Annotated in this window: 22 protein-coding genes and 1 tRNA gene; 11 read left to right on the forward strand and 12 right to left on the reverse strand. The window is 50.1% G+C overall.

Translation table 11 applies throughout. The annotated features are described in order from the left end of the window. Nucleotides 1-73: 73 nt before the first annotated feature. Both VIS48_08855 and VIS48_08860 read right to left on the reverse strand, forming a co-directional pair. Nucleotides 74-1,561: an ATP-binding protein gene (locus tag VIS48_08855; GenBank protein HEY9166255.1), complete on the reverse strand. Its 1,488-nt coding sequence runs from the start codon at nt 1,559-1,561 to the stop codon at nt 74-76. Then, entirely contained in the window at nt 1,548-2,231 is a 684-nt protein-coding gene (locus VIS48_08860) for a response regulator transcription factor (GenBank protein ID HEY9166256.1), read from the reverse strand. The genes VIS48_08855 and VIS48_08860 overlap by 14 nt, the downstream gene beginning before the upstream one ends. Before the next feature lie 464 nt (nt 2,232-2,695). Between VIS48_08860 and VIS48_08865 the strand changes: the two genes are divergently transcribed. From VIS48_08865 to VIS48_08875, 3 genes are all read left to right on the forward strand, one after another. After that, a complete protein-coding gene (locus tag VIS48_08865; protein ID HEY9166257.1) occupies nt 2,696-3,475 on the forward strand; it encodes an enoyl-CoA hydratase-related protein in 780 nt (259 codons plus the stop codon). Further along, nucleotides 3,475-3,996: an adenine phosphoribosyltransferase gene (locus VIS48_08870; GenBank protein HEY9166258.1), complete on the forward strand. Its 522-nt coding sequence runs from the start codon at nt 3,475-3,477 to the stop codon at nt 3,994-3,996. Before VIS48_08865 ends, VIS48_08870 begins: the two co-directional genes overlap by 1 nt. Before the next feature lie 197 nt (nt 3,997-4,193). After that, the gene (locus VIS48_08875; GenBank protein ID HEY9166259.1) at nt 4,194-5,090 is read left to right on the forward strand and encodes a phosphoribosylaminoimidazolesuccinocarboxamide synthase; all 897 of its coding nucleotides are present in this window, start codon (nt 4,194-4,196) and stop codon (nt 5,088-5,090) included. Between the two features lie 99 nt (nt 5,091-5,189). Here the strand turns inward: VIS48_08875 and VIS48_08880 are convergent, their stop codons facing one another. Continuing rightward, nucleotides 5,190-6,197: a glycosyltransferase family 9 protein gene (locus tag VIS48_08880; protein ID HEY9166260.1), complete on the reverse strand. Its 1,008-nt coding sequence runs from the start codon at nt 6,195-6,197 to the stop codon at nt 5,190-5,192. Between the two features lie 178 nt (nt 6,198-6,375). On the opposite strand from VIS48_08880, the gene VIS48_08885 reads away from it, so the two are divergent. From VIS48_08885 to VIS48_08895, 3 genes are all read left to right on the forward strand, one after another. Continuing rightward, nucleotides 6,376-7,884 (forward strand): sigma 54-interacting transcriptional regulator, encoded by a 1,509-nt coding sequence (locus VIS48_08885; GenBank protein HEY9166261.1) that lies wholly within the window; start codon nt 6,376-6,378, stop codon nt 7,882-7,884. 2 nt (nt 7,885-7,886) lie between these two features. After that, nucleotides 7,887-8,531 carry an MBL fold metallo-hydrolase gene (locus VIS48_08890; GenBank protein HEY9166262.1) on the forward strand — a complete coding sequence of 215 codons (645 nt, stop codon included), beginning with the start codon at nt 7,887-7,889 and terminating at the stop codon, nt 8,529-8,531. A 67-nt stretch (nt 8,532-8,598) separates the two neighbouring features. Next, a complete protein-coding gene (locus tag VIS48_08895; GenBank protein HEY9166263.1) occupies nt 8,599-9,705 on the forward strand; it encodes a VWA domain-containing protein in 1,107 nt (368 codons plus the stop codon). A gap of 61 nt (nt 9,706-9,766) precedes the next feature. Here VIS48_08895 and VIS48_08900 read toward each other — a convergent pair whose 3' ends face one another. The 9 genes from VIS48_08900 to VIS48_08940 form a co-directional block, all read right to left on the reverse strand. Then, the gene (locus VIS48_08900; protein HEY9166264.1) at nt 9,767-10,117 is read right to left on the reverse strand and encodes a VOC family protein; all 351 of its coding nucleotides are present in this window, start codon (nt 10,115-10,117) and stop codon (nt 9,767-9,769) included. Nucleotides 10,118-10,256: 139 nt separating this feature from the next. After that, nucleotides 10,257-10,592, reverse strand: a complete 336-nt coding sequence (locus VIS48_08905; GenBank protein HEY9166265.1) for a hypothetical protein — start codon at nt 10,590-10,592, stop codon at nt 10,257-10,259. A gap of 238 nt (nt 10,593-10,830) precedes the next feature. Next, nucleotides 10,831-11,394 (reverse strand): DinB family protein, encoded by a 564-nt coding sequence (locus VIS48_08910; protein ID HEY9166266.1) that lies wholly within the window; start codon nt 11,392-11,394, stop codon nt 10,831-10,833. Nucleotides 11,395-11,538: 144 nt separating this feature from the next. After that, a complete protein-coding gene (locus tag VIS48_08915; protein ID HEY9166267.1) occupies nt 11,539-12,372 on the reverse strand; it encodes a DUF4249 domain-containing protein in 834 nt (277 codons plus the stop codon). A gap of 10 nt (nt 12,373-12,382) precedes the next feature. Then, nucleotides 12,383-14,707 carry a TonB-dependent receptor gene (locus VIS48_08920; protein HEY9166268.1) on the reverse strand — a complete coding sequence of 775 codons (2,325 nt, stop codon included), beginning with the start codon at nt 14,705-14,707 and terminating at the stop codon, nt 12,383-12,385. Between the two features lie 120 nt (nt 14,708-14,827). Next, nucleotides 14,828-15,775, reverse strand: coding sequence for a CPBP family intramembrane glutamic endopeptidase (locus tag VIS48_08925; GenBank protein HEY9166269.1), 948 nt, complete (start codon nt 15,773-15,775; stop codon nt 14,828-14,830). Nucleotides 15,776-15,784: 9 nt separating this feature from the next. Further along, complete coding sequence (locus tag VIS48_08930; GenBank protein ID HEY9166270.1) at nt 15,785-16,798, reverse strand: hypothetical protein; 1,014 nt, start codon at nt 16,796-16,798, stop codon at nt 15,785-15,787. Nucleotides 16,799-17,106: 308 nt separating this feature from the next. Then, the gene (locus VIS48_08935; GenBank protein ID HEY9166271.1) at nt 17,107-17,577 is read right to left on the reverse strand and encodes a nuclear transport factor 2 family protein; all 471 of its coding nucleotides are present in this window, start codon (nt 17,575-17,577) and stop codon (nt 17,107-17,109) included. A 60-nt stretch (nt 17,578-17,637) separates the two neighbouring features. Next, nucleotides 17,638-17,934, reverse strand: coding sequence for a hypothetical protein (locus VIS48_08940; GenBank protein HEY9166272.1), 297 nt, complete (start codon nt 17,932-17,934; stop codon nt 17,638-17,640). Nucleotides 17,935-18,241: 307 nt separating this feature from the next. Here VIS48_08940 and VIS48_08945 point away from each other — a divergent pair. The 5 genes from VIS48_08945 to VIS48_08965 all read left to right on the forward strand — a co-directional run bounded on the left by VIS48_08945 (nt 18,242) and on the right by VIS48_08965 (nt 21,506). Further along, nucleotides 18,242-18,316 (forward strand) — tRNA-Pro (locus VIS48_08945). A gap of 222 nt (nt 18,317-18,538) precedes the next feature. Next, nucleotides 18,539-18,760 carry a DUF167 domain-containing protein gene (locus VIS48_08950; protein HEY9166273.1) on the forward strand — a complete coding sequence of 74 codons (222 nt, stop codon included), beginning with the start codon at nt 18,539-18,541 and terminating at the stop codon, nt 18,758-18,760. Between the two features lie 118 nt (nt 18,761-18,878). Continuing rightward, nucleotides 18,879-19,472 carry a hypothetical protein gene (locus VIS48_08955; protein ID HEY9166274.1) on the forward strand — a complete coding sequence of 198 codons (594 nt, stop codon included), beginning with the start codon at nt 18,879-18,881 and terminating at the stop codon, nt 19,470-19,472. Then, on the forward strand, nt 19,472-21,232 hold the full coding sequence (polX, locus tag VIS48_08960) for a DNA polymerase/3'-5' exonuclease PolX (GenBank protein ID HEY9166275.1): 1,761 nt from the start codon (nt 19,472-19,474) through the stop codon (nt 21,230-21,232). Before VIS48_08955 ends, polX begins: the two co-directional genes overlap by 1 nt. Further along, the gene (locus VIS48_08965) at nt 21,219-21,506 is read left to right on the forward strand and encodes a 2Fe-2S iron-sulfur cluster-binding protein (protein ID HEY9166276.1); all 288 of its coding nucleotides are present in this window, start codon (nt 21,219-21,221) and stop codon (nt 21,504-21,506) included. Before polX ends, VIS48_08965 begins: the two co-directional genes overlap by 14 nt. The last annotated feature ends 29 nt before the right edge of the window (nt 21,507-21,535 follow it).

The raw sequence follows: 21,535 nt of genomic DNA on the forward strand, positions 1-21,535 counted from the left end.
GTTGTCAGAAGCGGCGCGAGCCGCTTTTTTTATTGCCCTTGAATGAAGACATTATCCCGGATTTGAAGAAATATCACGTGAACGAGTCCGCACGCTGATTCTCAGTGAGCTCATTGTTGCGAAGGACACTCATACTCACTGCAACCGCCGTCCCCCCGCCAGCGTGGCTCTGTATCGTCATTTTTCCCCCGTGCGCTTCGATCAGCGATCTTGAAATTGAAAGCCCCAGGCCTGAACCGCGTCTCGTCCCTTCGGCACTCCGTGATTTGTCGGCCCTGTAGAATCTATCGAATACATGAGGCAGGTCCTCCTCTGATATCCCGATTCCGCTGTCGACGATCTTTATGATGGCGTGGTTCTCCTCGAGAGTCTCCACAACTCTTATCATGCTGTTATCGTGCGAATATTTGATCGCATTGTCAAGAAGGTTGATGAATACGCTGAGGAGCTTGTCGCGATCGCCGTTCACGAAAATCTCCTCACCTTCTCCGGAAGATCCCGTACTGATCTCGAAATTTATTGTGATCGATCGCTGAGATGCGTAGGCCGATGTCCTGGAAACAGCGTCAAGAAGGAGTTCATCGAGTCTCAACGGCTTCATCGCCAGTTGGAGCTGTCCTCCCTCCAGCCGCGCAATCGTTAACAGCTCATCCACAATGTTGGTGATTCGCCTTATTTCTTCGACCGAGCTTCTCAATATCGCCTGGTACTCTTCCGGCGTACGCGGGTTCTTCAGCGCGACTTCAATTTCCCCGAGGAGAATCGTCAGAGGGGTCCTGAGCTCATGAGATGCGTCCGTGGTAAATTGCTTTTGAATTTTGAATCCGCCCTCTATCCTGTCTATCATTTCATTCAAGGTTCTCGAAAGCCGGGTCACTTCATCGTCGACGTTTCCTGCCTCGAGTCTCTTGTCGAGATGTTCGGCCGAAATCGATTGAGCCGTCCTGATGATTCTGTCGATCGGGTCGAAGGCTTTCTTCGCGATGTAGAAACCGCCGAGTGCCGCCGCGAGAATCGTCAGAGGGACCGCGATGAAAAGCAAAATCCTCAATCCCAGAAGACTCTCATCGAGCGGCTGGGTGCTCGAAGCGACCTGGACAAGATACCGGGGTATCCCGTTGTCAAACACAGGATACGTCACAAGTCGCAGATTACCGGAACCGATAAGTTCCTTCGTAAATTTCTTGTCGAGAGTCTCAAACACCTGATGCTGACTCAGCGCGAGATTCAAGACCTGAATACTGACCGGGAGCGTTGACTGCTTGAGGTTTGAGGACTTGATGATAATGTTTCCGGAAATCGAGATGACCTGTACATATCGGTTTGTCCCGAAATCTCTCGTGACCGGTCTCTGGAGCAAATTCGAGATTATCTCTTGCTCTAGCAGCCCGTCACCTTTTACAAAATCCACGATCGCGAGCGCATCGTTGCTCAGGTTCAAGTCAAAATTCTGCGCGCTCTGTCTTGCATAAAGTAGGTACAACGCTGCCGAGAAAATTGACAGGGTAAAACCGAAGATCAAGACGTAAAGAAGCGTTATCTTCGATCTAATCGTTCTCATCTTCTGCCTTCAGGTTGTATCCGACACCCACGATGGTGTGTATAAGCTGCTGATTGAACTCCTTGTCCACTTTTTGCCTGAGAAGTTTTACGTATACATCGATCACGTTTGATTCCATATCGAAGCTTACATTCCAGACATGCTGGGCGATCTGCGTGCGAGAGAGGATCCTTCCGCTGTTGCGCATGAGGTATTCGAGGAGAGCGAACTCTCTCATGGTGAGACGAATCTGCTTTCCGTCGCGTTCTACTCTGCGAGTGACGGGGTCGAGCGTGAGCCCGTCGACCCGCAGAATCGTCGACTTGTCCTGGTTCTTTCTCCTCAGCAATGCCCGGACACGAGCAAGAAGCTCCTCGAAGTGGAACGGCTTCGTCAGGTAATCGTCTGCGCCAGAATCCAGTCCGCGAACCTTTGCGTCCGTGTCCCCTAATGCTGTGAGCATCAGGATAGGCGTGTCGATCTTCCTTTGCCTGATCTTCCTGCAAGTTGTGATGCCGTCCTGCTTCGGAAGGAGAATGTCAAGGATGATAGTGTCATAATCTGCCTGTGAAACCAGCGACTCGCCTTCCAGGCCGTCGTGAGCAACGTCGACGGCGTAGGCCTGTTCCTCCAACCCTTTCTTTATGAAAGAAGCTACCTTCTTTTCGTCTTCAACCAGAAGTATTCTCATCGGGGATTAAGTCTGTCCTGCTTGATCAGGGTGCCACTCCGTTGAATAACGCAACTTCGTGGTCGATTCTCCGGAGGTTAGGTTCATTCATCCTTTTTTAAAATATTCCACCGGAAAATTAAAATCAATTTGTCTGATGCACCATGAAGGGAGTCCTGAACGGTAACGACTCATTATCAACCGACACCTGCAATTCGAATAAGCGCCCTCATCACGTGCGACAGCGTCGGCTCCGTCGGATTTCATCGTCTATAGTTAGAAATCGAACCGTTCCCCCTCTATTACAAACCGATTTGATGTTTCGATTCTCTTCATCATATTTGAAATGAGATGTTTCTCTTTTTCCTTAGATGTGTTTGTGATGACATCATTCAATATTGGCGAAATATCATGAGCTGTTTCCTCCTTATGACAGAACGGGGAAAACGGAAAGCCTTTGTCGAATTTTCGGAGAGGGGATAAAGATGGGACAGAGAATAGGCTACGAAGTCAAAGGGAAAGTCGCCTATCTGACGATGTCGCGTCCCGAAAAGCGCAACGCGCTGGACGACGAGGCCATCCGCGAAATGACCGAGTTTCTTGCAGAAGCGGAGTCAGACCGTAAGGTGCGCGTGATCGCAATTCGAGGCGAAGGGAGTTCATTCTCGGCCGGTGCGGACCTGGAATACCTGTTGAGACTTTCGAGGAATACGCCGCCCTCAAATTTCCAGGAATCTTCCGCGCTGAAAGATCTTCTTCTCAACATTTACAAAAGCAAGAAGCTGACATGCGCTATTGTTCGTGGACCCGCGCTGGCCGGAGCATTCGGAATCGTCCTCGCGTGTGACCTCGTAATGGCATCGGATACCGCACGATTCGGTTTCACGGAAGTAAAAATTGGGTTTGTCCCGGCCATCGTTCTAAACTTCGCTTTGAGAAAGCTCAGGGAATCTGATGTCCGCAGACTCGTATTGACCGGCGATATTATCGATTGTGCGGAAGCGGTCAAAATCGGAATCACTTCGGACGCGATACCTGACCGGGATCTCGACCGAATTACCGAGACTTTCTTCGGTGATTTCGTGTCCGGAACGAGCTCAAAGGCTGTCGCCCTTACGAAGGAAATACTCTCGCGTGTCAGGGAATTGAATCTTAACGAAGCTCTGCGCTTCAGCACCAAGATGAATGTCGTTGCTCGCGCAACAGATGACTTCCAGAAGGGAGTCAATTCGTTTTTGAAGAAAGAAAAACCGAGGTGGGAATAGTGGACATCAAAAGCAAAATCAGAACCATCCCGGATTTTCCCAAAAAAGGGATAATGTTTCGGGACATTACAACCTTACTGAAGGACAAAGAGGCTTTTGAATACGTTGTTGAATCTTTTTACAGCCGATACAAAGACAAACGTATCGATAAAGTTGTCTCCGTCGAATCGCGGGGCTTCATATTCGGCAGCGTCCTCGCCTACAGACTTGGAGCAGGTTTTGTCCCTATCCGTAAACCCGGGAAGCTGCCGGGTGAAGTGATACGTCAGGAATACAAACTTGAGTATGGCACCGACTCGATGGAAATTCACAAGGACGCGATCAAGCCTGGGGAGAAGGTGCTGATTCACGATGATCTCCTTGCTACAGGCGGTACAGTGGCCGCCGCGTGCAAGCTAGTAGAGAGACTCCAGGGCAAAGTGGAGGGAATTTGTTTTCTCATCGAACTCACGCCGCTCGGCGGGCGGACCGCCATTACATTCAAGGACGTGTATTCATTGATTCAATACGACACGGATTGACAGAAGTCAGGCTGGAGATTCTCATACTGCGTGCAAGAGGAAGCAATCGGCGACGCAAGGGCGGTTTTTTAAAATATAGTCCTCCGAAATTCGGAAAAAACGTTCCAAGTATATAATTTTATATGTTAGCAAGTTGCTTGGTTGGGTGCGCCTCAACGGCGCAAACAATGAAGTCCAACTGAAAGTCGGAGAAGGAAATGGAAACCGTATTATCTTACACCGCATACAAGGACTTAAAACTATTCCGCCGCGGCAAAGTTCGCGACGTTTACGAGGTAAAAGATCACCTGCTCCTTGTGGCGACCGACAGGATCAGCGCGTTTGACGTCGTATTGCCAACCGGCATCCCGCATAAAGGCAAAGTGCTCAACCAGATTTCCAACTTCTGGTTCGATCACACGAAAAACATAATAGGCAACCACGTAGTCGCGACTGATGTGAACCACTATCCACATGAATGCAAACCCTACGCCCACGAACTTGCGGGACGAAGCATGATCGTCAAGAAGACCAATCCGCTTCCGATCGAATGTATTGTCCGCGGTTTCTTGAGCGGTTCCGGCTGGAACGACTATCGACAGACAAAATCTATCTGCGGAATATCTCTGCCGAGAGGGCTGCAGGAATCTGAAAAACTCCCCGAGCCGATCTTTACTCCGTCCACTAAAGCGGAAATGGGAGTGCATGACGAGAACATTACTTTCGAGAATGCCGCTAAATTAATCGGCGCCGAAATGGCAGAGAAAGTCAGACGCTACTCCATCGAGGTTTATAATTCCGCGGCCGCTTACGCCGAGAGCAAGGGGATTATCATCGCCGACACGAAGCTGGAGTTTGGAATCGATGAAAAGGGTGAGCTTATCCTGATCGATGAACTTCTGACACCAGATTCGTCGCGCTTCTGGGACAGATCGAAATATGAAGTGGGAAAGGCCCAGGCCAGCTTCGACAAGCAATTCGTAAGAGACTATCTACTTGCCCTCAAATGGAACAAGAAGCCGCCGGCGCCAAATCTCACGGAGGAGATAATCCGCGGGACAAGTGAGAGGTATCTACTAGCGCTGAAGATCCTCACCGGCATAGTTCTTAATTGATTCGGTGAAATAAAGTCAGTCTGCAAACGTGTGCGGCTCCGTCTGAGCGCGGGGGACGGCGACGGAGGCCGACAGTACGCGGATTCTTGGGACACGCCCTCAGCATCGCTCAAAATCCGAAATCGCCTGCGAGACAATTTCGGGAGTCAATCCGCGCATGCAATTGAAATGTCCCTTGGGACATGACTCGCGTCCCACATGTGAGCAGGGTCTGCATTCGAGGTCGCTCATCTCAAGGACCTTAGCGTTCGAGCCGCAGGGGTAGAATCCGAATTCATGCACGCTTGATCCGAAGAGCGCGATGAGATTCTTCCTGAGCGCGTCTGCGGCATGCATGAGGAATGAGTCGTTTGTGACAACCACGAACGCGTGCCTGAGCATCGCCGCACTCTCGACGAGCGATAGTTTGCCCGAGAAGTCGAGGGCTCCACTCGCCTCCCGGATCTGACGGCAAGTCGAAACGTCTTCGTCTCCACCGAGGAGGACCAGCTGATATTTTGACATGAGAGTCCCCGCAAGCTGGCACCAGTACTCGACCGGCCATCTCTTGGTGTAGTGCCTGGCACCCGGACAGAGAATTATCACGGGCCGGCTTTTGTCACCCTCTTTGTTCCATATCGAATCGGTTTCTTTAATGACATCAGGCGGCAGAAACAATTCCGGGCACCCCACGCTCGAAATCGATCCGTCAAAAGTTTGTGCATACTTTAGAGCGACAGAACGCACATGTGAAAACAAATTCAACTTTGTCCGGACAAGCACCGCTCTTTTCACGACTTCCTTCCTGATGACCCTTATTTCGCCGGAGGTGCCCCTCCGCAGGTAGATGCTCCTGAAGTTATTCTGAAGGTCGAGAGTCAAATCGAATTTCTCACGCACGAACAAACGCCGGATATCCTCGAGTGCGTGAATGCCCGAGTCGTTCTGAACTAAATGCACCTCGTTTACGTTAGGATTATGAAATATGAGGTCGGCATAACGTGCTTTTACGACGAAATGGATTTCGGAGAGCGGTTCTCTTTCCTTCAGGATTTTCAATAGCGGGGAAGTCAGGATTATGTCTCCCGCTGAGCTCAGCCTTATCACAAGAATCTTTTTTGCCGCCATCAATAGAAATTATGGATTTGTCGGAGTACATTCAATCGGAACGACAGCGGAAGTTCAAGCCGAGTGAATCGCGCGGTCCAGGTATTATGAGAGGATACGCCCAGAGAGGGAACAGACATGCGTGATTGCATTTTCCCGAAGTCAGAAATAAATTCACATGAGAGATGAAAGGGAAGTAATGAAACAGGTTGCCCATTCCATTGGCGAGCTGAGGAAGAGCGGTTACAAAGTTCTCTCCGTTAAAGAGGAGATGAGGAGGAACCTTATCGCGAGACTCGACAAGGGGGAGTCGCTTTTCCCGGGAATCATCGGATACGACAAGACTGTAATCCCTTCCATTGTCAACGCGATTCTCGCGAAGCACGACATCATACTCCTCGGCTTGCGCGGGCAGGCGAAGACGAGGATTGCACGGAGCCTAATCGGTCTTCTCGATGAGCAGGTGCCCGTAATCAGGGGATGTGAGATCAACGATAGCCCGTTCAATCCTGTTTGTAAACGTTGCACAGACCTGGTCGCAGAACGGGGCGACGATGTCGAGCTGGACTGGCTGAGGCCCGAGCAGCGTTACGGCGAGAAACTCGCAACACCTGACGTGACGATCGCGGATCTCATCGGCGACATCGATCCTATAAAGGCTGCAGTGCAGAAACTCCATTACTCGCATGAAGGCGCAATCCATTTCGGGATAATCCCAAGAACAAACCGGGGAATATTTACAATTAACGAATTGCCCGACCTTCAACCGCGCATCCAGGTTGGGTTATTCAACATCATGCAGGAAAAAGATATTCAGATTCGCGGGTTCAATGTCAGGATTCCGCTGGACGTGATGATGGTTTTCACCGCGAATCCGGAAGATTACACGAATCGCGGAAACATAATCACCCCTCTCAAAGACCGTATTGATTCCCAAATACTCACCCACTACCCGCGGTCGATAGACGAGGCGATGAAAATAACCGAGCAGGAAGCGTGGTTCTCTCGCGACAGCGGGCGAGAATTGATCATGCCGCATTACATCAAAGAGGTTGTCGAGGAAATCGCTTTCCAGGCGAGAGGAAGCGAGTTCGTGGACCAGAAGAGCGGCGTGAGCGTCAGAATGACAATTTCAGTCATGGAGAACCTTATCAGCAGCGCCGAGCGCCGCGCAATCATAAACAGGGAAAAGCAAATCGTTCCGCGCATATGCGACCTCCACCAGGTGCTCCCCGGCATGACGGGAAAACTGGAGCTGGTGTTCGAGGGCGAGCAGGAAGGCTCGGTCAAGGTAAGCCGCGCACTTATCGGCAAGGCGGTTAGAGAAACATTCAAGAAATATTTTCCCGATCCCCTTCAGAAAAAAATGAGGAACACCGCCGGAGAAGAACCGAAAAAACGCGACGACGAGTATACTCAAATAATTTCGTGGTTTGAATCTGGAAACAAGATTGAAGTAGCCGACGATATGCCGTTCGATGAGTATTACGCCGAACTAAGTAAAGTCTCGAACCTCAAAGAGGTCGCCAAGAAACACATGAAGGTGGAGGAATCGAACAAATACGAGCTTGCCACTTCGATGGAGTTTGTGCTGGATGGACTCCACCAGTTCTCGCGCATCGCGAAAGACGACGCGGACAACGTTATATCGTACAAGGATCTCGTCGGGAGCATCTTTCCGCCGAAAGGAAGATACGAGGAAGACTGAAGTTGCTCATCGAGAAATTTGAAGACGGTCCCATCTGGACGATCGGATATCTTGTCTATGATCCGGAATCGCGGGAAGGAATGGTAATTGATGTTCCCATGTGGTGTGCCGACAGGATTTATGAGAGTGTAGATAGACTTGCCCTTAAAGTACGATACATTGTCGCGACGCATGGTCACTGGGATCACATCGGGGACATGCACAAGCTCAAGGCCATCACCGGCGCGCTGGTGTGCGCACATAATGCCGATGACTGGATGATGCGGGATCCGAACGGCATGATCATAACTCCGCCGGAGTACATCGAGCCGGTCAGTGTCGATATCCCGCTTGAGGACGGAATGAACATACGCGCGGGCAATATCGAATTCTCGATAATCCACACCCCCGGGCACTCGGCGGGATCAGTTTGCCTTTACAATCAGGGTGAGGAAATACTATTCACGGGTGACACGCTTTTTTCCGGCTCGGTCGGGCGTGCGGATCTTCCATCCGGCTCGTACGATGAAATGTCAAGAAGCATTCTCAATAAAATATTTCTTCTACCGGATAACGTCAGGATTTTTCCGGGACACGGCCCGGACAGCACGCTGAAGAAAGAGAGAAACGAAAACCGATACGTTCAAATGATGCTTTCCGAAAAGTGAGAAACGACGACAGATCACAAAGAATCGCAGCAATACGGAAAGATAACTCAGACGGAAGAGGTTTGAGATGAGATTCAGGTATTCGGAATGGAACGAGCATTCGATGACCGACGAGCAGCGACTGCAGAACATGCTGTCGCTGTTCAGCTACCTCCTTCTTCAGACCAGCGGTGATGCCGAAGAGGCACTCGATTGGATGCGTCAGCTCGGTCAGGAGTATCAGCTGTTCGACTCGGAAATGAGTCTCGAGGATTTCATCGACAAATTGAAAGAGCTCGGTTACGTCGAAGACGCAAAGGATGTAGTGATTCTTACGTCGAAAGGTGTGCAGAGGATCCGGGAGGATGCGCTGCGTGAAGTGTTCACCAATTTGAAGAAGAGCCCCGAGGGTTCACACGAATCTCCGCATACGGGCCAGGGAGTCGATCGTCTCAGCGAGACAAAGAAATACGCTTTCGGCGATGTCCCGACAAATATCGATCTGACATCCACTCTGACCAACGCTCTCAAACATGATTCAATTGAGAACTTCAGGCTCGAAGAAGACGACATAGAAATCTACGAGACCGAGCATATGACGAATTGTGCTACGGTCGTCCTGATTGATATAAGCCATTCGATGATTTTGTACGGTGAAGACCGCATTACACCGGCTAAGCAAGTGTCGCTGGCTCTGGCGGAGCTCATTCGAACGAAGTTCCCGAAGGACCATCTCAATATCGTTGCGTTCGGCGATGAGGCAAAGGAGATCACTCTTGCGGAGCTGCCGTTCGTCACTGTCGGACCGTACCACACGAACACGCTCGCCGCCCTCCGGCTTGCACGGAGCATCCTCAGGAGGAAGGGGAACGTCAACAAGCAGATTTTTCTCGTGACGGACGGAAAGCCGTCGGCAATATTCGACGACACGGGGAGACTCTACAGGAATTCGTTCGGGCTCGATCCGCGGATTGTCAACAAGACCCTTGACGAAGCGGTCGCGTGCCGCAGGGAAAAAGTGGTTATCAGCACATTCATGGTCGCGAAAGATCCGTACCTGATCAACTTCGTCGAAGAATTGACACGCGCGAACAAGGGGCGGGCGTATTACTCTTCACTCAACAAACTGGGCGAGTATATCTTCGTCGACTATATCCGCAACAGGAGAAAGAAATTTAATTCGTCTCTCCCGTAGCCGCTTCTCATTCAGTCTCCCCGCATACGGAATCGCGGACTTATTGCCGGCCGGCCACTTATCATTTTTTCTTCTCGACGATATCGATCGTGATCCCGAATGGGTCAGCAAAGTAAAGCGCTTTCCCGCCTTCAAACTCTTTCAGTATCGAGCATCCGTTTTCAATTAGATGGGCCTTTGCCTCATCGTACCGTGGCACGGCGAGGGCAGGAATGAAAGGAGTTATCCTGTCATCTTTGTTTACATATAACTTGACGATGCCCGTATCAAATACGAGTTGGGCACGTTCCCGGCTGACTAATTTGAAGCCGAGAACACCGCCGTAAAATTTTTCCGCTTTCGAGAGATCAGGGACGTGAATGGCAAACTCGCCGTCGGTTCTAAATTTCGGAATTTTTTTCGTTTTCGACATGCTCGACCTCCTCCAAACTGCCTGAATAGTTCGTGTGCGCTAGTCGGGTCCCTGGCATCATCTGAGTCCTGGACCCGAAATCACGAAAAAACATCAATCCGGCGACATTGCCTTGTTGGTGAACAGCGTTCAGGCATTTTCAGTTTCGCGGGCCGCTTTTGGTATTCATGACTAACCAAACGCTCGCCGCATAAATCAGAAGAGTGGATTCAAACTGTCCACTGAACAGATGGAACAAGAACGCAAGACAGAAGACCGCTAATAAGACATATCCGGCTCTCATCAATGTTGCTGTGCTAAGAAGAAGTATTGCCGCTGCCGCCTCCACGCCCGCGAGAATGAGAACAACTATCAATTCATGGCTTGAACCGGTCCGGACCATTTCCATAATCGTCGCCACACTCTGCAAGACTATCACAATACTGAGAGTGTACCGGAATATTGCAAAGGCCTCGCGTCGCAATCGATCGTTCATCTTTGTCCTTTCGCACTCACTTTAATTGAAATGAGTACTCACACCAAATTTTCTCACGGGAATTTAGCCGGGACGGGTCAAAAGTCAAACTAATGGCAGCACTGTGGCATGATTCGGCGGATTAAAGGCGAAACGGACATTAAGGGAACCAACACCGGGAAGTTAACCTCAGCAATTGGTTCCCTCACTTTTGAAACTCGTAGTCGATCTTCACGATTACCGTTACTACTGCGGCAGGTCACCTCGACGTGAGCGAGTCCGGTGCGGCGAGATTGCCGGATTCCAGAATGCGTTTCAACTGCTCGAGATGTCTTTCCTCGTGAACGCCTACAAAGACGAGCCACTCTCCGAGGGTAAGAGGTCCAAAAATCCAGTGAGGCAGAACTGCGCTCGAGAGATCTACCGCTTCAAGGCGCTGCCTGAGTGATTCGAGCGTGCGGTTCATCGCGACGATTTCGTCCAACGACTGTCTAATGGAGAAGCCATTTACCGGCTGAGCATTTTCCCTTGCCACGTACTTTTCCTTGCGACTTCGTTGGACCAATGTCTCAATGTCTATGGGGAATCCCTTCTCTGCCGAAAGACTCTTTGATCCGCTTTCCGCCTTGTGGAGGAGAATCTCAATTACCTTGAGAAGCTGTAGGTCAACGAGGGCAATGTGCTCGACGATCTGCGTGATGGACCATCCTCCGGCGGATCTGAGATCTTCGCAGCCGTCGCTCAGACTTCCTGTTCTACTTACGAGCAAGTGTAGGACCCTTTCGTTCTCGGAGTACACTTCGGAAAGACTGTTAAAGATCATCGTAGCCCTCCGGCTTTTCGTCTCTGCATGGTTTTCTGGTGTAAACGTCTCATGGAAGTCCTGACTGACATATCTGTGCTTCTCATTAAAACGAATCACCGGGAATCATGAAATACGGAAAGGTCTACCCCCGACGAAGTTCTGTCATTGAATGACAAGGGAGCGTGTATCGATCGTGTATGCCGAGAAATATCCGAGAGAGCCATTGGAAAGATTTGTATTTGGGTTTGCAGGAGAAAGTGAAGTCGGGCTCTGATCGGCTTCGAGAATATTCCTGAGAGTGAAGTAATAGTCGTAAGTTGCTTTGTCAATGCACTCAAGATCGACCGAAACGGTGTCGCCCGGTTTTAGTTTGCTGCCAACTTCCCCTCGCACTCCGAACATGTAGGTTATCTCGTTCCCGTTGGTAAGCTTGTCGTCCGTAATCTGAAACCCGCCCCTTCCGCCGGTGATCGAATCGGGAGGAAGCGAGTTGACGTGTGGCACGATCCTATAGTAGTTCCCCAGCTCTGGAGGATCTTTGAAAGTAATATAAAAGTCATATCCGGATTCGCCGAAAGGGTTCAGAGACTTCTCAGCGAAAAAGGAATCGATAATCACTTTTTCAGGCATCGTTGAAACGGCATCGTACACCTTCCCCGCGGTGGTTACCTTGAGTGCGTATGTCCGTCCGGAAATGCCTCTCGGATTTGTGGAGTAATAGATTCCGGCCGCGGCTTCTGACAGGGTATCGATTTGACCTCCGTCCGCTATCGTCACGGTCGCCGCGTTTACAGGCGGGAAATTCAATGAGGGAGTAAAATAATCTCCGGTCATAGTTACGACGACTGAGTCCAATCCGCCTTGATCGTTGATCAGCCCCTCGATGACGATCTGCGGGTTCGACTGGTTGAGATCGACCGATATCACTTTCTGGCAGGACAGCATGCCGACCGCTATAGTGACGACCAGCATTGACTGGAAAAATATTCTCTTCATTTTCATCTTATCAGAATTCGAAATTGTATGTGACAGACGGCATGAACGGGAAGATAGTTGTCTGGATTGCCTGAGTCTCGTTCGGGTTGTCCGGGTTCCTTCGGAAATTTATGGAATAAGCATTCTGACGATCATAAGCGTTATACACTGAGAAGTTCAGACTGGAATGCTTCCCAAGAGTCCACGTAGTGGAAAGGTCCAGTCTGTTGTACGCGGGCATCCGGTAAGCGTTCTTGGTTGTATAGTAAGGGACAAGACGGCCGTCAATCAAATAGTTGCCGCTCGGGAACGTCACGGCGTTACCGGTGTAATAGACCCATGTTGCTCCGAAGGTCCATGTGTCGTTGTAGTTGTAAGTAGCCACGACAGAAAAATCATGGGTACGGTCCTGGCTCGCGGGGAACGGGTTCCCGTTGTTAATGCCCGCGAACTTCTCTTCGGTTCTGGAAAGCGTGTAACTCAGCCAGCCGGTTAGCGCGCCTGCCTGCTTCTTCAACATGAGCTCCATTCCGTAACTCCAACCGGTCCCATAAAGCAAAAGCGATTCGACAGTCGGATTCAACTGCAGGTCTGCTCCATTTCTGTAATCGATCTGGTTCCTCATGTTCTTGTAATAGAACACGATTGAAGACTCATATTCATTCTCGTTAAAATTCCTGTAATAACCGGCATCCACCTGGTCAGCGTATTCGGGTGGGACGTTGTTCGTGCTCGGGATCCAAAGATCGCTCGGGTTCGTGGATGTAGAGTTGGAAAGTAGATGGAGGTACTGCACGGTTCTGTCATATGACGATTTGATCGAGCTTTCTTCATCCAGGATGAATGTCGCCGCGAGACGCGGCTCGATGCTTGCGTAAGTCTTTATCGATTTTCCGGAGCCGTAGTAGGCTGTATCGAGCACATTTCCGAGATCGTCGAAGGAAAACACTGCGCCCGGGCCAAGAAGTGTAAAACTCGACAGGCGCACCCCGTAATTGAGCTTCAAATCCGGTAACAGGCTCGTCTGATGAGAAATATAAACCGCACTCTCGAGCGCGTGCTTACGGTCGAGCGAAAGATTATTTGTAAAGCTTGTTGGACCTGCCGTGATCGAACCCGGAAGGAACGTGTGATAAATTGAGTTCAATCCGAAGTTGATCGTGTTGGCGGAATTCACGAAATACTGGAAGTCGAATTTCACATTTGCGTCCTGAATTCCTGATGTGATCTGGAATTGGCTGGTGCTTGCTCCGATGGTATTTGTGTATTCGTAATCGCTGTAGATCAGGGAAGTATTCGAGAAGAATTTTTCTCCAAAGATGTGATTCCACCTGAGAGTAGCTGTTGTATTTCCCCAATCGAAACCGAAGAGGTTCGGGTAATCGAAGTTGTCACGGCCGAAATAGCCTGAGAGGAACAACCTGTCCTTATCGCCGAAATTATAATTTGCCTTTGCGTTTAGATCGTAGAAATACAGCCTGACCCGGTTAATTGTCGTGTCACGGGAAAGTCTCAGGAATAGATCGGCGTAAGTTCTTCTCCCGGACGCTATGAACGACCCCTCGTCTTTGACAATAGGTCCGTCGAGCGTTAGCCTTGAATCGAGGAGTCCTATTCCGCCTGTACCGCCGAACTTGTTGTCGTTGCCGTCGTCGGTGCGGATGTCGACGACCGAAGACAGCCGGCCGCCGTACTCCGCGGGAATTCCGCCGGTTACCACGGTCACGTCTTTTATCGCGTCGGAATTGAAAATTGAAAGATAACCGAGAACGTGCGATGGGTTGTAGACCGGCGCTTCGTCGAGAATGATCAGGTTCTGGTCCGCGCTCCCACCGCGCGCATAGAACGCGGTGCTCCCTTCTCCCGCGCCTTCAATACCGGGAAGCAGTTGAATTGTCTTCATTACATCCTGCTCACCGAGTATGACGGGGAGTGCCTTCACCTGCTGGACCTGAAGCGTGTTCTTGCTGATGTCGGTCGAAGTCACGTTTGCATTGCGATGTTCGCCTGAGATCGTTACTTCATTTTCCGTAATTGGCTGGGGAGTCAACTCGAAATTGACTGTCTTATCGCGATTGAGATCGATCGTGTCGGTCAGCGATTTGTAACCAAGGTATTGCACGCGGACGACATATACCCCCGACTCGAGAGAGATCGAATAGAACCCGTAGGCGTTTGATGATGCCCCGATGGATTGTAAACCGGTCACGATCACAGCGGCGCCTATCAACACTTCACCTGTCTCGGAACTCTTGACAGTTCCGCTGAAAGTGTGTTCGGGTCGTTCTTGCGAGTAGGCGTGCGGCAACATGAAGGAGAGCACGATCATCGCGGCGGCAACCGGCCGATGCTTCATCTATACATCAACGTTGTGCTGGGAACAGGCGTTCCAAATCTCCATCGCATTTTGTTATTGGACGGGAATGAAAGATCTTGGTTTAAGGACTCCTATTCGGATAACTTTTGCGCTGCGGCGTCAGGCAGGTTGAGGAGTGAAGTTTCTCTTTGTATATGAATAGTACGCGAAGATGATTCCTGATGTCAGGATCAGCGCCACAATAGTCTCAAGGGCATTGACATCCCGAGACAAGAATGGAAGACGCAATTCGCCGGTGGTTGTCCTGTAGGTTGAGAGAATTGCAATAAGGTTGTTGGTGAAGTGTGCCGCCATCCCGGGGAGAAGGCTCTTGCTCCTGTAAAAGAAAAACCCGATCATGATTCCCACAATCGAGAGTGACACGAGTCCGATAGGCTCCATATGATAGAGACCGAAAATCACTCCTGCAATAAAAAGGCTTTTCATTCCAAGTTGTCTCTCAAGCGTGCGCTGAACGTACCCACGGAAGAGTGTCTCTTCGCAGATTGCCGGAGTCATGCAAACAACGATGATGACCCAGATGAATTCGACCGGGCTGTAAGAAGTGAAGATCTCCTCGTTGATTCGGGCGAGAAAATCGGGGAAGTTCAACTGCTTGAGAAAGAACTCCCCGATGAACCCGCTCACCGGAACGAAGCAGGCGGTCGCGACAATAGCCAGGAGTATTTCGGCAAGCGGGACCGCCTTAAGTCTCACGTACGAGAGGAAGTCTTTGGTGTGCCAGTGTCTGATAATCCAGATAGTCGGAATCAGCATGAATATGAATTGTGAAATAATGAGTGCAATCCGGATTGGACCTTTCATCGCGACCATTGTGCTGGTCATAACTTCGACGAATGTTTTTCCGGTGGTCTGCTGGTGCGCCCCAGGTTGAGCGATGAGAATGACGATCGTCGCTATGATGGCCTGCGCATAAAAGTATATGATACCTATCAGAATCAGTCCGAAAATCGCTGCCGAGGCAGGACTTCTTCCGGGTCTTTCCCATGACCCCTTGAACTCGGGTACGGGTGGCGGGGGAATGTATTCGGGCGGATATTCCGACACTAAATCTCCTTAAACCGACGGCGCTGGCGGAGTTATCTGCGCGTCTGCGGGGACTTCCGGAATCGGGAAATCATTTTTCCGCGCTCTCAGATCATAGTACATGACCACAGTATACACCGGCGAAATCAGCAGCGTAAGGAGCGAGCTCACACCCGAACCCAGACCGATCGCCGGTCCGAGCGATCTCTGGAGTTCTCGGAAGGCATCCATGTCCAACTGGCCGTTGGTATTACCAAGCATCGTGAAGAAATGTTTGTAAAAACCCCACATGCTTGCGAATGTAATCGGCAGCGATATTATTGAAATCACAAATTGTGACAATATCCAGAAGAGGATGAGTATACCGAGTGTCCTCCACCAATACCCCTTGACGAGCTGCCAGCTTTTACGCAATGACTCGGTGGGACCGAGCCCGTCGACTGCAACTGCAGCGAGGGAGAAATACCATTTGATTGCGAAGAAGATGAGCGCGACCATCATGGCAATAATCACGACGACCATCACCGCAACAAAGAACGCTTCGGCTCCCTCTGATACTGCGGCAACCACTGCGGCAAGTATTGCCACCGCAATTCCCCCGACTACAGCGCCGCCTATTAAAATGGCATCCTTCAAAAGGATCTGCCCTATCCCGTACAACCATTTCTTGTCAAACGTGTCCCCGAGGGCCGCACCGACGTCGATGTGTTCTGATTTGAATTCCTTGCTGACGATAATGCATACCACGATCTCGGCAAGAAGGGTACAGACCGCAAGAAGGATAATCGTTGCCCAAAATATGGACATGAGCCTGATCATCTCGAGGGCACCCTGAAGTCCTGACCCCAGGGTCTCATTGCCGCCAAGCGCATTCACCTGAGAGATTGCCATAAAGAAATGTCTCATTGCGCTCGTCATGAGAATTATGGGGACGATCAGAAAAATGGCGCCGACAATCAAGTTCCTGACGAATGTCCTTCCTATCAGCGTGAAAGTCTTCTCGAACATGTCGCCGAGTGTCATTGGTTGAATCTGGGCATCCATGGCTTGACTCCTTTACTTTATGGAGGTATGGTGCTGAAACTAATGATGTCGGAGAACTCTATTTATGCTCTGGCACCTGATTCGTTTGTCTTGGATTCTGATGGAGCAATTCGATCTCACGCCGCGAAACATAGGGAACTTCAGCTCACCTGCAAAATCTTTGTATTTGTGAATTTAGATAAGGTATCCCGAAAAATCAAAACGACCGTGCGGCAGCAAGAATATCAAACCAAGCTCAGGAAAAATGAAAGCAAAATGTCCGCCCTGACTCGGCCGTTAAGAAATCGTAAGTTCTTTTTCCGATTACCTCAAAACATCGGGTGACCATTGGCCGCTTTCTCCGGTACGGCCTGACCGACATCCCAGTGCTCCACGATCTTTCCGTTCTCAATTCTAAAGATGTCGATAACGGACACGGTTCTCGTTCCCTCATGACTCCTCAAATGTATGAACACGAGGTTTCCATCCGCGCCGATGTGCTGAATATCTATCGTATCCTTCTGTGCTCCTTTGAACCATTCCTTGCAAGCATCGATCAATGCCCGTTTCCCGTCCGCTACATAGGGATTGTGTTGTATGTAAACGTCGCCGATATACTTGTTTATCGCATCGATGTTTTTATCGCCGAATAACTCCTGGTAGAATTCGGCAACCATCTTCTTGTTCGACTCGAGCGTCATTCGTTCCTTCTCACAGTCAGACATTGTCTGGGCGGATACGGTGACGCGAAGCGCAAACAGTAACAGAAACGCGGTTGAAAACAGTATAACCTTTCTCATTTCTTTCCTCCTGCTGGCTAGTTGCATCGACTATTAACGACTAAACCCGGTCGGACCCGACTAAACCCAACCGGATTTTTGATAAGATCTAAAACCGACTTCCAGAGCTGTCTTTATTTGCAGAATGGTTGACCTGTCGATCTCTTTAATGTGGAAGCACGACTTTCTTTTGAGTTTTGACAATATGTTTTTCCCGAGCTTATCCCTGACGGACGTATCTGAACAGATCGGCATAAAATAGGAGCCGACAAAACTGGATTGTATTTTTATTCCCGCGAAATACAGTTCGTCGTGCCTTCTTCCTTCAACGAGCACTTGTTTGTTTGACCATAGTTCGTACCTGGAATCGGAATTCATTTTTGCAACCAAAGGAGGTTGATAACCTCTGAGGACCGTCCTCGGAAATTGACAGACCTGAAACAGATCCGCACGTTTATTCAATTTTCACTTCCATTTACAATTAAACATATGTGATTTGACTATGAACTCATATTGGTAAACTAGAGGTACGCGCGTTCTTTGTAGTACAACCTCCGTGATTTGTGCGAAGTTCCGGTTTGGCAATTGATTGAACTTTGTGAGATCTTCCTTGATCGTAGACCGAGGCGGGACGGCGGATGGCCCTTTTCCATAAAGGTTTGTTGAGTTATATTACAAAACACCGCGGGGCGTGGCTCAGTCCGGTTAGAGCGCTTGGTTCGGGACCAAGAGGTCGTGGGTTCGAATCCCACCGCCCCGACAAAAGAAAAATCAGAGCCGAAGGCGGTTAGAGCGTGGCGCGTATGGCGCCAAGGTCGTGGGTTCTCCCGAAGGGATCCGCCTCCGGCGGAGAATCCCACCGCCCCGACAAAAGAAAAATCAGAGCCGAAGGCGGTTAGATCGTGGCGCCTCAGGCACCAACGTTGTGGGTTCTCCCGAAGGGATCCGCCTGCGGCGGAGAATCCCACCGCCCCGACAAAAGATGTATCTCAAGGTTAAAGTCCATCCAAATTCCCGAGTTGACACCGTATTGCGAAAAGCTCCCGACAGCTTGGAGGTATTCGTCCGGGCGAAGCCGGTAGATGGCAAAGCAAACGATGCCGTTAGAAAACTCCTTCTCGACTTCCTGAAAGTCCCCGCGAGCAAACTTCGTTTGATTCGGGGGGCGACTTCACGCAGTAAACTCTTCGAACTCGTGGTTTAAGAAATCCTGTTGTTTCTCCCATAGATTTCACGGAAGCCTCAACAATATCGATTCCCACCTTTTGATTCTCACCGCGTTCATAATTGCGAATTATGGAACGTTCGGACTAAATTGGTGAATGAAGCAGAGGACAGCCCGGATCATTTCATATATATGCATGCCGACGACGTTCGCATTCATCTCATTCATTATTCTTTCGAACCAAACGTCATATGGCCGGAACGAGTTCGCCATCGCTGCCGTTGCAGTGACTTTCGGCGCCATCATACCGTTTGCTTACCTTTATTTGCTTCTCCACCGGAAGAAAGTGACGGAGATCGACATACCCATAAGACAACAAAGGACGATCCCCTATCTTGTCTCCGTGGCAATATATTCGTTCGGATTCGTTATTCTCTTCATCCTTAAGGCCTCGCTCCCGGTATACGCACTGATGTTTTGTTACGCGACGAACACATTTGTCGTCTCGCTCATTAATGTCCGCTGGAAGATAAGTGCTCACGCGATGGGCGCATCCGGACCGCTGACAGTGCTCGCAATGACTTTCGGATGGATAGCGGCGCCGGCGTTCTTACTCGTTCCGGTTGTATCATGGGCGAGGGTCGAATTGAGAGCTCATACTAAGGCTCAGGTGGTGGCAGGTGCACTCCTGGGAATTATTTTGACGGCCGCTCAACTGGCGGCGTTTCACGAACTTGTCGGGGGTATTTGATGGACAAAAAGCAAATTGCAGGTATGCTGGAAGAGATCGCTCTTCTCCTCGAGTTGAAGGGAGAGGACAGATTCAAAGTGAGCGCGTATTCTCGCGCTGCCCGCTCCATTCAACAAACGACATCCGATGTAGTTGCGCTCGTCACCAAAGGAGAGGCGAAGAAGATTCCCGGCATCGGCGACGCGCTCTCGAAAAAGTTGACGGAATATGTCGAGACCGGCAAGCTGGCCTTTCTTGAAGAACTCCGAAAGAGTTTTCCGGACGGACTTCTCGAACTTTTCTCGATACAGGGTCTGGGGCCGAGCAAGGTGAAGGCGCTCTACGAGCAGATGGATATCAAGTCGATATCCGAACTCGAATATGCCTGCAATGAAAATCGTTTGGTTACTCTGAATGGTTTCGGAAAAAAGACTCAAGACAAGGTGCTCGCCTCGATTCAACAGTTGAAAGCCAATAGCGAGTATCACTTATTGAACGTCATCCATGAAACCGCCGGCGAAATCGCCGAGGCACTCGAAAAGCTTTCGGGCGTTGAAATCTATCAATTTACGGGGAGTTATCGCCGCCGCAGGGAGATAATACGTGATGTCGATTGTGTGATTAAGTTCCGATCGGGTGAACGTGACAAGCTCTTCGCGGCTCTCAGAAAGTTGAAAGGCGCAAAAGCAGTAAAAGACCCGAGCGCTTCAGGTTCGTCGGCCAATGATCTTGTCTCAGTCGTTTGGTCCAACGGCGTCCCCGTGGAGTTTATCGTGACGAATAAGGCTGAGTATCCTTTTGCGGTTCTTCATTCCACGGGGAGTAGAGAATTTTTCGCAAGCATGAAAGAGTACGCGTCGGCGCGCGGATACAATCTCGGTATGCGTGAACTTAAGAAGGGAAAAGACAAGCTCCACTTCGAGAACGAAGAGGACATTTTCAGCGAGATCGGACTTCAATTCATCCCGCCCGAACTTCGCGAAGGCGAGGACGCCGTACTCGCGGCGGCAAGGGGAAATATCCCCGAACTCGTGACGGTGGAGGATATTCGCGGGCTCTTCCATGTGCACACGAATTGGAGCGACGGCGCGGATTCTCTTGAAGACATGGTAAAGGCCGCAAAAAGATTGGGACTTCAGTATTTCGGACTCAGCGACCACAGCAAGAGCGCATTCTACGCGAACGGATTGGATGAGGCAAGACTAAAAGCGCAGGCCGCCGCGGTGGATAGAGTGAACGCCGAAAATGACGATTTCTTCGTCTTTAAAGGCAGCGAGGTCGATATTCTTGCAGATGGTAAACTCGATTTCGGAGACTCGGTCCTGAAGAAACTCGATTTCACGGTGGGATCTGTGCACAGCAGGCTCGGCATGAAAAAGGACGAGGCGACAAAGCGATTGACTTCTGCGCTGAGGAATCCGTACCTCACCTTCCTCGGACATATGACCGGTCGGCTCCTTCTTGGCAGGAGTGGATACGAGGTCGACCTGGACGAGATTATCAAAACAGCTTCTCGCTATAGAAAAGTAATCGAGATCAACGCAAGCCCTCACCGACTCGATATGGATTGGCGGCATCTCAAGAAAGCAAAAGCGGCCGGAGTGAAGTTTTCAATAAATCCTGATGCACATTCGAAAAACGGTCTCTCCGAGTTTATCTACGGCGTCTTCATTGCCAGGAAAGGTTGGCTCACGAAAGACGATCTGTTGAACACAAGCTCCGTCCAACAGGTGAAGAAGTTTCTTGCATCCGGATCCTCTGGAAAAAATGCCAAAAGTTAAATTTGTTCCACTGAATACGACCGTCGAGTTGAAGAACGGTGAAACTCTCTTTAAAGCCGCAAGGGTTCACGGAATTCCAATCGGCAGCTCGTGCCGCGGTGACTGTGTCTGTGGTTGGTGTAAGGTTGAAATTCTCGAAGGGATGGAGAACCTGTCAGAGCCCGGAGCATGCGAGAAGAAATTGATGGAAACTAGAAATTATGCACATAACGAGCGAGTCGCGTGCAGCGCCAGAGTCCTCGGCGATGTCAGCATAACAACAGGTTATTGGTGATGGTCGTCTACGTGAGCAAGGGATTCTCA

It is taken from the genome of Candidatus Kryptoniota bacterium, from assembly GCA_036567965.1.
GTDB lineage: Bacteria > Bacteroidota > Ignavibacteria > Kryptoniales > JAKASW01 > JAKASW01.

Bases quoted from the DNA above. Each gene is read 5' to 3' on its own strand.
- VIS48_08855 (HEY9166255.1), bottom strand. From the start codon at position 1,561: ATGAGAACGATTAGATCGAAGATAACGCTTCTTTACGTCTTGATCTTC.
- VIS48_08860 (HEY9166256.1), bottom strand. From the start codon at position 2,231: ATGAGAATACTTCTGGTTGAAGACGAAAAGAAGGTAGCTTCTTTCATA.
- VIS48_08865 (HEY9166257.1), top strand. From the start codon at position 2,696: ATGGGACAGAGAATAGGCTACGAAGTCAAAGGGAAAGTCGCCTATCTG.
- VIS48_08875 (HEY9166259.1), top strand. From the start codon at position 4,194: ATGGAAACCGTATTATCTTACACCGCATACAAGGACTTAAAACTATTC.
- VIS48_08880 (HEY9166260.1), bottom strand. From the start codon at position 6,197: ATGGCGGCAAAAAAGATTCTTGTGATAAGGCTGAGCTCAGCGGGAGAC.
- VIS48_08885 (HEY9166261.1), top strand. From the start codon at position 6,376: ATGAAACAGGTTGCCCATTCCATTGGCGAGCTGAGGAAGAGCGGTTAC.
- VIS48_08895 (HEY9166263.1), top strand. From the start codon at position 8,599: ATGAGATTCAGGTATTCGGAATGGAACGAGCATTCGATGACCGACGAG.
- VIS48_08900 (HEY9166264.1), bottom strand. From the start codon at position 10,117: ATGTCGAAAACGAAAAAAATTCCGAAATTTAGAACCGACGGCGAGTTT.
- VIS48_08905 (HEY9166265.1), bottom strand. From the start codon at position 10,592: ATGAACGATCGATTGCGACGCGAGGCCTTTGCAATATTCCGGTACACT.
- VIS48_08910 (HEY9166266.1), bottom strand. From the start codon at position 11,394: ATGATCTTTAACAGTCTTTCCGAAGTGTACTCCGAGAACGAAAGGGTC.
- VIS48_08915 (HEY9166267.1), bottom strand. From the start codon at position 12,372: ATGAAGAGAATATTTTTCCAGTCAATGCTGGTCGTCACTATAGCGGTC.
- VIS48_08920 (HEY9166268.1), bottom strand. From the start codon at position 14,707: ATGAAGCATCGGCCGGTTGCCGCCGCGATGATCGTGCTCTCCTTCATG.
- VIS48_08930 (HEY9166270.1), bottom strand. From the start codon at position 16,798: ATGGATGCCCAGATTCAACCAATGACACTCGGCGACATGTTCGAGAAG.
- VIS48_08935 (HEY9166271.1), bottom strand. From the start codon at position 17,577: ATGAGAAAGGTTATACTGTTTTCAACCGCGTTTCTGTTACTGTTTGCG.
- VIS48_08940 (HEY9166272.1), bottom strand. From the start codon at position 17,934: ATGAATTCCGATTCCAGGTACGAACTATGGTCAAACAAACAAGTGCTC.
- VIS48_08950 (HEY9166273.1), top strand. From the start codon at position 18,539: ATGTATCTCAAGGTTAAAGTCCATCCAAATTCCCGAGTTGACACCGTA.
- VIS48_08955 (HEY9166274.1), top strand. From the start codon at position 18,879: ATGAAGCAGAGGACAGCCCGGATCATTTCATATATATGCATGCCGACG.
- polX (HEY9166275.1), top strand. From the start codon at position 19,472: ATGGACAAAAAGCAAATTGCAGGTATGCTGGAAGAGATCGCTCTTCTC.
- VIS48_08965 (HEY9166276.1), top strand. From the start codon at position 21,219: ATGCCAAAAGTTAAATTTGTTCCACTGAATACGACCGTCGAGTTGAAG.